This is a genomic window from Pseudomonas sp. 05N36 (assembly GCF_056397385.1).
Map to the genome: position 1 here is coordinate 136896 of NZ_JBFTNH010000006.1, position 12377 is coordinate 149272.

The 12377-nt window shown below is 55.8% G+C and carries 10 protein-coding genes; 6 read left to right on the forward strand and 4 right to left on the reverse strand.

What is annotated here, in order from left to right; all coding sequences use genetic code 11:
• Positions 1–13: 13 nt before the first annotated feature.
• Positions 14–1432, forward strand: a complete 1419-nt coding sequence (locus tag AC1DIH_RS10920) for an amino acid permease (RefSeq protein WP_477771681.1) — start codon at positions 14–16, stop codon at positions 1430–1432.
• Between the two features lie 222 nt (positions 1433–1654).
• Here the strand turns inward: AC1DIH_RS10920 and AC1DIH_RS10925 are convergent, their stop codons facing one another.
• The gene (locus tag AC1DIH_RS10925) at positions 1655–2779 is read right to left on the reverse strand and encodes an OpgC family protein (protein WP_477771682.1); all 1125 of its coding nucleotides are present in this window, start codon (positions 2777–2779) and stop codon (positions 1655–1657) included.
• 197 nt (positions 2780–2976) lie between these two features.
• On the opposite strand from AC1DIH_RS10925, the gene AC1DIH_RS10930 reads away from it, so the two are divergent.
• The 5 genes from AC1DIH_RS10930 to AC1DIH_RS10950 all read left to right on the forward strand — a co-directional run bounded on the left by AC1DIH_RS10930 (position 2977) and on the right by AC1DIH_RS10950 (position 9268).
• Entirely contained in the window at positions 2977–3453 is a 477-nt protein-coding gene (locus tag AC1DIH_RS10930; RefSeq protein ID WP_477771683.1) for a GtrA family protein, read from the forward strand.
• Entirely contained in the window at positions 3450–4388 is a 939-nt protein-coding gene (locus AC1DIH_RS10935) for a glycosyltransferase family 2 protein (RefSeq protein WP_477771684.1), read from the forward strand. The genes AC1DIH_RS10930 and AC1DIH_RS10935 overlap by 4 nt, the downstream gene beginning before the upstream one ends.
• Positions 4385–5890, forward strand: a complete 1506-nt coding sequence (locus AC1DIH_RS10940) for a glucosyltransferase domain-containing protein (protein ID WP_477771685.1) — start codon at positions 4385–4387, stop codon at positions 5888–5890. The genes AC1DIH_RS10935 and AC1DIH_RS10940 overlap by 4 nt, the downstream gene beginning before the upstream one ends.
• Positions 5891–5949: 59 nt before the next feature.
• Complete coding sequence (locus AC1DIH_RS10945; RefSeq protein ID WP_477771686.1) at positions 5950–7401, forward strand: glycosyltransferase family 39 protein; 1452 nt, start codon at positions 5950–5952, stop codon at positions 7399–7401.
• Between the two features lie 166 nt (positions 7402–7567).
• Complete coding sequence (locus AC1DIH_RS10950; RefSeq protein WP_477771687.1) at positions 7568–9268, forward strand: glycosyltransferase family 39 protein; 1701 nt, start codon at positions 7568–7570, stop codon at positions 9266–9268.
• A gap of 36 nt (positions 9269–9304) precedes the next feature.
• Here AC1DIH_RS10950 and AC1DIH_RS10955 read toward each other — a convergent pair whose 3' ends face one another.
• The 3 genes from AC1DIH_RS10955 to AC1DIH_RS10965 form a co-directional block, all read right to left on the reverse strand.
• Positions 9305–9589, reverse strand: coding sequence for a putative quinol monooxygenase (locus AC1DIH_RS10955; protein WP_054595853.1), 285 nt, complete (start codon positions 9587–9589; stop codon positions 9305–9307).
• A gap of 57 nt (positions 9590–9646) precedes the next feature.
• A complete protein-coding gene (locus AC1DIH_RS10960; protein ID WP_477771688.1) occupies positions 9647–11263 on the reverse strand; it encodes an FMN-binding glutamate synthase family protein in 1617 nt (538 codons plus the stop codon).
• A gap of 234 nt (positions 11264–11497) precedes the next feature.
• Positions 11498–12298: a helix-turn-helix transcriptional regulator gene (locus AC1DIH_RS10965; RefSeq protein ID WP_477771689.1), complete on the reverse strand. Its 801-nt coding sequence runs from the start codon at positions 12296–12298 to the stop codon at positions 11498–11500.
• Between the last annotated feature and the right edge of the window lie 79 nt (positions 12299–12377).

The following is a 12377-nucleotide window of genomic DNA, read 5'->3' on the forward strand; positions in this document are numbered from 1 at the left end:
GAGGTTTACCCCTATGCCCGTTGGCAATCACCTGCCCCACGGCGAGACCGCTCACGGCGGCCCGCTCAAACGCGAACTCGGCGAACGGCATATTCGCTTGATGGCGCTCGGCGCCTGTATCGGTGTCGGTCTGTTCCTCGGTTCAGCCAAGGCCATCGAAATGGCCGGCCCGGCAATCATGCTGTCTTACATCATCGGTGGCCTGGCGATCCTGGTGATCATGCGCGCCCTTGGCGAAATGGCGGTGCACAACCCGGTCGCCGGCTCGTTCAGTCGTTACGCACAAGATTATCTCGGCCCGTTGGCGGGTTTCCTCACGGGCTGGAACTACTGGTTCCTGTGGCTGGTGACCTGCGTCGCGGAAATTACCGCGGTGGCGGTGTACATGGGCATCTGGTTCCCCGATGTGCCGCGCTGGATCTGGGCACTGGCGGCGTTGGTGAGCATGGGCTCGATCAACCTGATCGCGGTCAAGGCCTTCGGTGAGTTCGAGTTCTGGTTCGCCCTGATCAAGATCGTCACCATCATTGCGATGGTGGTCGGCGGTGTCGGTGTGATCGCCTTCGGTTTCGGCAACGACGGCGTTGCGCTGGGGATTTCCAACCTGTGGAGCCATGGCGGTTTCATGCCCAATGGCGTGCAGGGTGTATTGATGTCCCTGCAAATGGTGATGTTCGCCTATCTGGGTGTCGAGATGATCGGCCTGACGGCCGGTGAAGCGAAGAACCCGCAGAAGACTATTCCGAACGCCATCGGCTCGGTGTTCTGGCGCATCCTGCTGTTCTACGTCGGCGCGCTGTTTGTGATTCTGTCGATCTACCCGTGGAACGAAATCGGCACTCAGGGCAGTCCGTTTGTGATGACCTTCGAGCGTCTGGGCATCAAGACCGCTGCCGGCATCATCAACTTCGTGGTGATTACCGCCGCGTTGTCGTCCTGCAACGGCGGTATCTTCAGCACCGGGCGCATGCTTTATAGCCTGGCGCAGAACGGCCAGGCCCCGGCCGCTTTCGCCAAGACCTCGAACGGTGTGCCGCGTCGCGCCTTGTTGCTGTCGATCGGCGCGTTGCTGCTGGGCGTGTTGCTCAACTACCTGGTGCCGGAAAAAGTCTTTGTCTGGGTCACTGCCATCGCGACTTTCGGTGCGATCTGGACGTGGGTGATGATCCTGCTGGCGCAGCTCAAGTTCCGCAAAGGCCTGAGCCCGGCTGAACGTGCCGGTCTCAAGTACCGCATGTGGCTGTACCCGGTAAGTTCCTACCTGGCGCTGGCGTTCCTGGTGTTGGTGGTTGGCCTGATGGCCTACTTCCCGGACACCCGCGTCGCACTGTACGTGGGGCCTGCGTTCCTGGTGCTGCTGACGGTGCTGTTTTATGTGTTCAAGTTGCAACCGACCGGTGTTCCGCAAGGTGCGGTGCGCGCGGCTTCGTAAGCGGCTAGCGCAGTAAAGAAAAAGCCCCGGTCGCAAGATCAGGGCTTTCTCGTTTTGGTTGGGACAACGCGATTTACCTGTGGCGAGCGAGCTTGCTCGCGCTGGAGTGCGTAGCGCTCCCAAACCTGCGGTCTGTCAGGTAAATCGTGTTTATCTGTTCTGCGGCGGCTTCGCCCCCGAGCGGGAGCAAGCTCCCTCGCCACAGATGTGCGCTTTGATCATCTAAACCGCGGCCACTTGCGCCGGTCGGTTCAGCCGTTTGTTCCAATCCAGCCACGCGGCCAGTACCGCCATCAATCCCGCCCCCAGCAGGGCGCTGAAAACCTGCATGACCAGCGCATCCCCGGCCAGCGAGTTGAGCATGTCCGCCAGCGGCGCCAGCAGCACACCCAGACAAAACACTTCCAGCGAGTAACGGCCCATGCGGCAGCTTTGCCGCGCCAGCCAGTTTTGCGTCCAGCCACTGTTGGGCAAGAGTTTGGCGATGACGTAAGCCAGTGCCAGAAAGTGCAGCAGCCGCGCCGGTGACAGGTTGGTCTTGTTGATCGGATACAGCCATTCGCCCAGCATCCGGGGCATGAACGCGTCATGCACCGTCGGCCATTTCCACGACACTGCGATCAGCCCGGTGATCAGCAGATAGATCGCTGCCGCAACAAACAGTGGCTGTTGTGGCAAGGCGCGAGTGTCCGGCAAAGCGGGGCGCTGACCGTGAATTGCCGCTGCGCCACCGAGGATAAACAGCAACTGCCAGGCCATCGGGTTGAAGAACCACACGCCACCCTCGGTTGCCGCCAGGTTCCATTGAAACCAAGGCGCCAGCATGTACAACACCACCGACAACCCGACCACGTACTCGGCCTTGCGCAGCAACATCGGCAACACCAGCGGCAGCCCGAGCAACAGCAGAATGTACAACGGCAACGGGTCCATCAGGTTGGGTTTGAAGCGCAGCAGCAACTCATCGACCAAGGCCTGTTGCGGATTGCTGAGGAAGTATTGCAGGCCCATTTCCCGCACCAGGTCACGGGTTTCCACGTGGCTGTTGGCAAAGAACACGATGCCCATCAGCACCGCCAGCAGAAAGATATGCACCACGTACAGCACCCAGGCGCGGCGCAGGATTTTCACCGTCGCAACCAGCAAGCCATCGCGTCGGGCAATCTTGCCGTAGGCCAGCACCGCCGCGTAGCCCGCCAGAAACACGAAGATTTCCGCCGCATCGCTGAAACCGAAATTGCGCACGGTGAAATGGGCGAGGGGGTTCTGTGGCACGTGATCCCAGAAAATGAAGATCAGTGCCAGTCCGCGAAAGAAATCGATACGAAGGTCGCGTCCTTGGGTCATGACAACGGGCTCTTGAACAGATGTGAATAAAGGGTGGTCAGCGGGGCAAAAGAGTGTGCGCCGCACATCGGCGGCGCGCAGGGTGGCGTGATTTGGCGGCAATTGCAAAGGCCGGATATTACTGGATGTCTCAGCGGCGAACGGGGGCGGGCTGGGGCGTACCCCTGAACGTTGAAGCGCGTCGCTAGAACGGCATTTTGGCCATTGGTCTATTTGTTGACTGGAAAATAGACAAGCGGACCAAGGGTGCCAAGCTTTCAACTGGGCAGGTGTTCAGACTGGAAACAAACGCAATGGACATGAAAGCCGCATTTCACGGTTTCCCCAGATTCGTGTCGGTTGGCCTGCTTAATACGTTGATCCACTGGTCAACGTTTTTTGTTCTGCACACAGTCATGGGTTTTCGCCAGGCACCCAGTAACTTCGTGGGCTTTTGCCTGGCCGTTTCGTTTTCCTTTTATGCCAATGCGCGATACACCTTCAAACAAAGAACCAATGTTCCACGGTATGTGCTGTTTGTCGGGTTCATGGGCGTGTTGAGTTATGGCGTGGGGTATGTGGCGGATCAGTTACTGCTGCCAGGGTTGATGACGTTGGTGGTCTTCTCCGGTATCAGCCTGGTCTGCGGTTTTTTCTACTCGAAATATGTCATTTTCCGGGGGCGTAAGCAGTGAAGATCTCGCTGATTGTTCCCGTGTTCAACGAAGAACAGGCGATTAACCTGTTTTATCAGGCGGTTCGTCAGGAACTGTCGATCGCTGATTGCGACGTCGAGATCGTGTTCATCAATGACGGCAGTTCCGACCAGACGGCAGCGCAGGCCAAAGCCATCGCGTTGGCTGACGAGCATGTGCTGGTCATCAATTTTTCGCGCAATTTCGGCAAGGAGCCCGCGTTGTTTGCCGGGTTGGAGTACGCCACCGGCGATGCGGTGATACCGATGGATGTCGATTTGCAGGACCCGATCAATGTGATCCCCCTGTTGATCCGGGAGTGGCAGAACGGGGCGGATGTGGTACTTGCCAAGCGCCACGATCGCACCGCCGACAGTTATATGAAACGGCACAGCGCGGCATTGTTCTATCACCTGTTGAACCGGATCGCTTACACCCGGATAGAAGAGAACGTCGGTGATTTCCGGTTGATGGACCGCAAGGTCGTGAACGTGATTCGCACGCTTCCGGAGCACCGGTTGTTCATGAAGGGCATCCTCTCGTGGGCGGGGTTCAACACCGCCGTCGTCGAATACGAACGGGCCGAACGCGTGGCGGGCACCACCAAGTTCAATATCTGGAAACTCTGGAATCTGGCGCTGGAAGGGATTACCTCTTTTAGTACAGTGCCCTTGCAGTTGTGGACGTATGTCGGTAGCGCGATTTCCCTGTTTGCAATTATCTATGCCATTTACATGGTGCTGGACAAGATTTTCTTTGGCAATAATGTGCCGGGATACCCTTCGTTGATGACCGCCATTTTATTCCTGGGCGGTGTTCAACTGATTGGTATCGGCATACTGGGTGAGTACGTGGGGCGGATCTATATTGAATCGAAACACCGACCGAGGTACGTGGTGAAAGATATTGTGGGCGGCAAAGGAGCGCCGAAATGAAGGTGGCGAGTGTATTAAGTAGGGAGTTGCCCAGTCGTGAAGTGTTTTTGTTTTTTTTACTCGCCACGCTTGTTTATGTACTCCCTCTGATATTGGTCGATTATTACTATATAGATGATAACTGGCGGTCCTTGGCGGCCGGTACTGGCTGGACGGAGCAGGGACGGTTACTGGTCGAGCTGTTTTACAACGCCTTGAGCTTCACCTCGGGCGCTCCCGATCTGTTCCCCTTTCCCTTGCTGATCGCCACGCTTGCCATGGCGTTTGCCTTGACGAAACTGACGATGCATTACTACAAAACACCGACTGTTTCATGCTGTCTGGTGCTCTTGCCACTGTGGTACAACCCGTTTTTTCTACAAAACTTATCGTATCAATATGACGGGCCGGCAACAGTGTTGAGTCTGGTGGCGGTGATCTATGCATTGGTATTTCAACATAAAGCTGGCGTCGTTCAGGCGCTGGTGCCCGGCGCGTTGATTGCCGTGGGGCTCAGTTTGTATCAACTGAGTATCAATGTGTTTTTGGGGTTGTGCTGCATCGAGTTCGTGAGAGCTCTTGATAATAAGCAGTCCCTTGCCTGTTTATTGTCAATGGCCGGAGCGAAAGCCTTGCAGTTGGCGGCAGGCTTGATCATTTATTTTTTGTTGGCCTATCCACTCATGACCCATGAGCGTCTGGAGATGATCCCGTTCAATACGAGTGGGCTGTTGCTGATCCTGAACAATGCAGGCGTATTGGTTGGAAAAATCGGATTGCTGTTTCAGGGAGGGAATCGTTGGCTGGCATGGCTGGTGGCGGTGTTTGCTGTCGTTGGGGGAGCGCGGGTTGGGCGAAATATCACCCAGGGGAAAGAGACGTCGTTAAATAAGATGCTGCTGTTTTTTTTGTATGTGCTTATGGTTTTATTCCTGGTTTTTCTGGTGTCAGGTTCGGCCCTGTTATTCAGGTTTTTCAATGAGGGTGCCAGAACCTTGTTGGGTTTTGGCGTGCTGCTGGTGTTTTTGTTTTACCTGACTCATCAGTGGTTAGTAACGGTTAACACCAGGCTCGGTGTTGTATTGCTTGTGCCATTGCTCAGTATGCTGTCGATGTCGTATGCCTATGGGCGGGTACTGAATTTGCAAAAGGAGTTTGGGCTGAATGCTGAATTCAATATGGCCTATGATATTGCCTCCCATCGAGGCTTGCGCGAAGCGAAGCGGATATACATGTCGATCAGCTATTCAAACAGTTGGTTGCTCAGCGCCAAGGGAAGTTTTGAGCGGATCCCGGTACTGAAATACATACTTAATATTGATTTTTACATGTTGTCTGAAAACCTGCTCAGGGCGGGCATTACCAATGTGGTTATTGAAGATGAGCGGAGAAATGCGACGCGGGTGGGATATCAAGGGTACGCGCCCGTGGTGGACAGTAAGTTTTACTCCATGTACCTGATTGGCGATTATGGCTTTATCGTTATGAAGGAAGTGCCCTCTTCTGGAGAGGATAAGTGGTAAGCCGGGTTAACCATTCGAGTGCCCGCACTCTCCAGGGCATGTGCTGGATACTGCTGATTATGCTCGTGGCGGCAGGGGTGCGTTTTTACGCCTTGAGCAAACCCGCTGTCTGGGCCGATGAAGGGTTTACCTTGCTGTTGAGTTCATACTCGCCCTCCCAAATCCTGTTCCATACGGCCCGGGATGTGCACCCGCCGCTGTATTATCTGTTGTTGCATGAATGGATGAATGTGTTCGGAAATGGCGTTTTTGCTGCCCGAAGCCTGAGCGCACTGGCGGATGTCGCAAGCGTCGGGCTGGGCATCTGGCTGGTTCGTCTGGTCAGTACGCGACGGGCGGCGATGCTCGCCGGAATCATGCTGGCGTTACTGCCCATAGCGGTACGCTACAGTCAGGAAGTTCGTATGTATGCGGTGCTCGCGCTATTGATGGTGAGCGCGACGATTGCTTTCGTCTACTGGGTAAAAGGCTCAGGCAGTCATTGGCCGCTAGCCATCTATGCATTACTGATGGCCGCAGGACTTTATACCCACTATTTTGCCGCGGTGTGCATGGCGTCACACTGGGCCTGGCTGTTGGTATCGAGGTTTAAGAGCACGTTGTTAGCGCCTGCATGGTGGATGGCCAATGGAACGGTCGTTTTACTGTTCATGCCCTGGGTGCCGAGCCTGATGAACCAGTTAAGGTTTTCCGGCTTTAACTGGATAGCGCCGCTGGATGTTCCTACGCTGGTGTCAGCGTTCTGGCAGTTTGTGAGTTATAGCGATGGGCCAAAAGAATCAATCTGGCTGTTCTACAGTGTGCCGTTATTGATGTTGCTGGTGTCGGCAGTCATTGTCATGCGGGACACGAGTGAGAAAAAACTCGGCACGCTGCTCGTCATGTATACCTGGTGTCCGTTGGTATTGATTGCAGGGGTCTCACTGGTTCGGCCGCTGTTTATTTACCGTTATTTTGTGTTTGCAGCGCTGGGTTTTCCGATGATTCTGGCGATGTCACTGGATGCTCTGTGGGAGCGCGTAAAAACGTTGTTTTTTGTCCTGTTGCTATTGATAGTGTCGATGGAGAGTGTCGGGTTATATAACGTTCATCAACGGGGCCATAGTGTGTATGCCGAAGTCAACAAGGTCGATGCGTTGGCGCAATACATTAATGCCTCTGCTCGTCCTGATGACGGTGTCGTGGTAGTCAACCGGTTTCTTTACTATCCCTTTGCGTATTACAACAAGACTGGCGTGACACCGATGCTGTATACGCCCCCTCAAAAGGACGGCACTTCCGGACGTCCGGATGGCTATCAAACCTCGACACTGACTCAACAAAACGCCGATAAGGTCTATCTCGATGATCTTGAACGCCTGACACCGGGTTCAGGTCGTGTGTGGGTGCTGGACGGCCGTGGTGACGGGGCGCAACAGGTCGTTATCCCTGAAAACTGGCGGTTGCTCGATACCTTTACCCAAGGGGATGGGGACGTCCGATTATTTTCAGTAAGTCCCGGAATTCCGTGAGGAATCAAAAAAAAACAATCCGGGGCAGCTCCTTTGGCTAGCCTTTATCGATGACTGCAGGCCGTTTTATCGAGAGTGTTTAGCGTAAACACGGAGTCACGATGACGGTGAGTCGTCCGTGGACAGGCACCTGTTTCTATCAGGGTTACGTGTCGGGGGAGAAAATATGCGCTTTCAGCGTCGTGACGATACGGGGTTTCTATCCCTGCGCTCATCGGTAGAAAACGGTGGGTGGGTGCTGGTCATGATGCTCGCGATTGTTGTTCGGTTTTATTGCATCAGCCTTCCTTATTTCTGGACCGATGAAGCGTTCTCGGCGTTGGTGGGGGGGCAGTCGCCGGAGCGTATCTGGTTTCACCTGGGGCATGACGTTCATCCGCCGCTGTATTTTCTGGTGCTGCATGCCTGGATGGCGGTTTTTGGTGAGAGTGTGTTTGCGATTCGGGCCCTGAGTGCGCTGGCGGGGGTTGCGACAGTCGCGTTGGGCATGTGGCTGATGCGATTGATCAGCACACCGAGGGTGGCCTTGTTGGCCGGGTTGTTTCTGGCCTTGTTACCGATATCCGTTCGCTACAGCCAGGAAGCCCGGATGTATACGCTGGAGGGGGTATGGCTGCTGGGTGCAACCATCGCCTTGATCTATTGGCTTAAAAGCGCTCGCAACCGATACCTGATGAGCTATCTCGTGCTCATGACGGCCGCGTTATACACCCATTACCTGGCTGTTTTATGTCTGCTGTCTCACTGGCTATACCTCGTTGTCTTGCGTCTTCAGCGAGATAAAACGCTTCATTACCTTTCGCGGCCAATGTGGTGGGGCACGAATGTGGCCATTGGTGTTCTTTATATTCCCTGGTTGATCAGCCTGGGTAATGAGCTGTTTTTAAATACGGAGAAGCTGGAGACCGGAGGGGATATTTTCTGGATCCCTGAATTGACGATCTATACGTTGCCTTCAGCGGTCTGGAAGTTTTTGACGGTGAAGAGTGGACTGGAGTTTGCCAGCCCGATTTATGTACTGCTTCCGGCGCTGGTAATGGCATCGGTGGTGTGGATCGGGTTCAAGGAAAGAAGCCGGTTGAAACTTGAGCTGTTACTGGTTATCTACGTGCTGTTGCCGGTGTTGATTGTTTTTGTGGTGTCATTCGGTTTTCCCATCTTTGTTGAACGGTACATGGCCTTTGCGGCGCTGGGCTTGCCGATGATAGTGGCGTTGGCAATCAGCCGGCTTGCCCGTCATACGCGTGCCCTGGCGTGGATATCTGTCCTGTTGATGATCGGTGTTCAACTCATGGGGCTCAATACGATCTATCAACAACAAGATGATCTGGATGATCCACGCAATGCCTCCCAGTATCCGCTTGACGATATTGTGTCGCGTATCAATGAAAATGCGATCGCAGGCGATAACATCATTGTGGATGGCGCGTACTGGTATTACAGCGTTGCTTACTACAATCGCTCCGACATTCAACCAAGGCTGTATCAGGCGCCCTGGGATAACAGCGCGGCTCACCGACCCAACGGTTATGGCGCGTCGACGTTGATTTATCAGGATCGGGATAAGGTGTTTCTCGACAATCTGGTCAGCGTATCGCCCGACATCAAACGAGTGTGGTGGGTGACATCGACTCGCCTGGCGGATGAAGAAAACCACTTTCCAGGCAATTGGCAGTGCCTGTTCGCGCAAGGCTTGGGGGACATGGAGCTTCGACTCTATGTGACCCGCGCCTCGGCAGAGCAAACCACCACCGCCACCACCACCGGTGGCGGCTGTGCTACCCAGCCACCTGATAGTCGCGAGTATGCCTTACACGACATTGGCCTCAAAGCTGTCAGCCCGGGCCATCTGCCACATCCCGAATAGAACACTCGTTCACTTCTTTTGTATCTTGCATGGAGGTCAGAATTCATCCATCAGCACAACAATGCAATCTTTGGCCTGATAGCGGTTGATTTGCGGCACAAGCCGTCTGAAGTGTTCTGACTGGCAATGAGCGTCCAGCGCGGCCTGATTCGGCCATTGCTCAACGAAGATGAAATGCCCCGGGTCTTTCTGATCGACGAACAGGTCGTAGGCAATGCAATCCGGCTCCTGTCGGGTTTTCTCCACCAATTCGGTGTACCACGGGCGGACAGTTTCGATATGTTCGGGTTTGATGAAATCCCGGGCAATTACTTTCAGCACTGTTTCTTCCTTGGAAAGAGCGCCAATCTCGCGACGAGATTGGCGTAAAAACTATCTTCAAACGGCCACTTCATTCGCCTCAAAACTATCCGCCCGAGCCATCTGCCACATCCGTGAATAGAACTCGCCATTCACTTCCCCGGTCAGCAATTCGCCGGGTTTGAGGAACACGTGCAATTGGGAGAACAGTTTGATCTCGGTCGCTGACATGCGCCGTACCAGGTGTTTGGCCGACAGCTGCGACGGGTGTTCGAGGCCTGCCGCGGCGAGCATCTCGGCCAGGGCCTTGAGGGTGCTGCGATGGAAGTTGAACACGCGCTGGGCCTTGTCTGGCACCACCAATGCGCGTTGGCGCAGGGTGTCTTGAGTGGCGACGCCGGTCGGGCACTTGTTGGTGTGGCAGCTTTGCGACTGGATGCAGCCGATGGCAAACATGAAACCGCGGGCCGAGTTGGCCCAGTCGGCGCCAATCGCCAGGACGCTGGCGATGTCGAAGGCGCTGACGATTTTGCCGCTGGCGCCGAGTTTGATCTTGTCCCGCAGGTTCAGCCCCACCAGGGTGTTGTGCACGAACAGCAGGCCTTCACGCATCGGCACGCCGATGTGGTCGGTGAACTCCACCGGCGCAGCGCCAGTGCCGCCTTCCTTGCCGTCGACCACGATGAAGTCAGGCAGGATGCCGGTTTCCAGCATGGCCTTGGCAATGCCCATGAATTCCCACGGGTGGCCGAGGCAGAACTTGAAGCCCACCGGTTTGCCGCCCGACAGCTCACGCAGTTGCTTGATGAAGTGCATCATTTCGATCGGCGTGGAGAACGCGCTGTGGCGCGATGGCGACACACAGTCCTGGCCCATCGGAACGCCACGCGTGTCGGCAATTTCCTGGGTCACTTTATGCTTGGGCAGAATGCCGCCGTGGCCGGGTTTGGCGCCCTGGCTCATTTTGATTTCGATCATCCGCACCTGCGGGTCTTGAGCCTGGGCGGCGAAGCGTTCCGGGTCGAAGCGTCCGTCGGCGGTGCGGCAGCCGAAGTAGCCGCTGCCCAGTTCCCAGGTCAGGTCGCCACCGTGTTCGCGGTGGTAGGGGCTGATGCTGCCTTCACCGGTGTCATGGGCGAAGTTGCCGAGTTTGGCGCCCTGGTTGAGGGCGCGAATCGCGTTGGCGCTCAGCGAGCCGAAGCTCATGGCCGAGATGTTGAAGACTGAGGCCGAGTACGGTTTTGTACATTGCGGGCCACCAACGTCCACCCGGAAACTGCTCGGGTCACTTACGGGGGCCGGGCGCATCGAATGGCCGATGAACTCGAAACCCGACTGGTACACGTCGATCAGCGTGCCAAAGGGTTTGTCGGCACTTTCGTTCTTGGCCCGCGAATAGACCAACGAACGCTGGGCCCGGGAGAAGGGCAGGGCGTCGCTGTCGGATTCGAGCAGGTATTGGCGGATTTCCGGGCGAATGCCTTCGACCAGATAACGGATATTGCCCAGGATCGGGTAGTTGCGGCGTACCGCGTGAGGGCTTTGCAGCAGGTCGAAAATACCCAGCAGGCTCAGCAGGCCAGTGACGATGGAGATTGGCCAGAGCCAGTCGTATTCAAGAAACGGCAGGCTGGCGAGGGTGAAAATCACACAGACGGCAAAGAAGGCGTAGCGGCTCAGGAGTGACAGGCTCATACGGTTTCCTTGGGTTCGGACTCAATCAGTTATTGGATCTACTTCGTAGCAGCTGCCGAGCCTGCGAGGCTGCGTTCGGCCGCACAGCGGTCGTAAAATCATGCAACGCATTGTTTCAGGCAAACCGCGTACACAGATTTGCGAGGACTTCGTCCTCGAACGCCGCCTCGCAGGCTCGACAGCTGCTACACGGGTGCGGCTCGGCACCTATGTCAATCGCAGGCGAGCCAGCGACTACGTGTTTTGTGCCTGGAGAAATATAGAGAACAGTTCGGACTGGGATTTGATCCCCAGCTTGCTGTAAATGTGTTTCTTATGGACTTTCACGGTTTCGGCAGAGATTTCCAGCTTACGAGCGATTTCCTTGCTGGAGCAACCGCTGAGCATCCAGCGACCGACGTCCAGCTCTCGGGCTGTCAGTTGTGCGCCCTTGAGCTGTTTAACCGAGGCTTCGAGGCGGATACGCCAGTCGCTGTGTTGGGCCGGTTGCGCAGGCGTCGGTGTTTCATTGATTTCAAACGGCAGGCGCTGACGCAGCAGGCTCGACACCCAGGGCTGGATCAGTGACAGCAGGGCTATTTGTTCGCTGCTGAAACGCTGTTTGCTACCCAGCGAAAGGCACAGCGTACGGTCGTCCTCAAGTTGGCAATTGAACTGGATTTCGTCGGCCACCACATTCAGACGAAAGTAGCGCTGGTAATACTCGGTCAGTTCGAAATGCTCCGGTGCCACCTCGGACAAACGATAGAGGCCGGTGCGCGATTGTTCGCGGCAGGCGATGTAGAAGGGATCCAGCAGGAACAACCCCATGAGGTAGTCCTGAAACAGCGGGTCCGGGCTGCCGCCCTCGCTCGGGCTTTCGGCGAACACCTGCGGGAGTTGATCGTCATTGAAGAGCAGCGCCACCCAGCTGTCGAAGGTCACGTACTGATCCAGCAGGCGCAGCAGTTGCGTCCAGAAATTGGGTTTGTCCAAGGCGTCAATCAACTGCCCGACCGAGCGGTGCCAGGCGATGTCTTCCAGCGAGAGTTTCATTCGTCGATCCCTATCGGCCGATTTGCTGCGGTGCATACTGGCGCACAGGGACTGGCTGGGCAATCATCGAAAGATCGCA

Coding starts and splice junctions, on each gene's coding strand:
- AC1DIH_RS10920 (WP_477771681.1), top strand. CDS start 14: ATGCCCGTTGGCAATCACCTGCCCCACGGCGAGACCGCTCACGGCGGC.
- AC1DIH_RS10925 (WP_477771682.1), bottom strand. CDS start 2,779: ATGACCCAAGGACGCGACCTTCGTATCGATTTCTTTCGCGGACTGGCA.
- AC1DIH_RS10940 (WP_477771685.1), top strand. CDS start 4,385: ATGAAGGTGGCGAGTGTATTAAGTAGGGAGTTGCCCAGTCGTGAAGTG.
- AC1DIH_RS10945 (WP_477771686.1), top strand. CDS start 5,950: ATGCTCGTGGCGGCAGGGGTGCGTTTTTACGCCTTGAGCAAACCCGCT.
- AC1DIH_RS10950 (WP_477771687.1), top strand. CDS start 7,568: ATGCGCTTTCAGCGTCGTGACGATACGGGGTTTCTATCCCTGCGCTCA.
- AC1DIH_RS10960 (WP_477771688.1), bottom strand. CDS start 11,263: ATGAGCCTGTCACTCCTGAGCCGCTACGCCTTCTTTGCCGTCTGTGTG.
- AC1DIH_RS10965 (WP_477771689.1), bottom strand. CDS start 12,298: ATGAAACTCTCGCTGGAAGACATCGCCTGGCACCGCTCGGTCGGGCAG.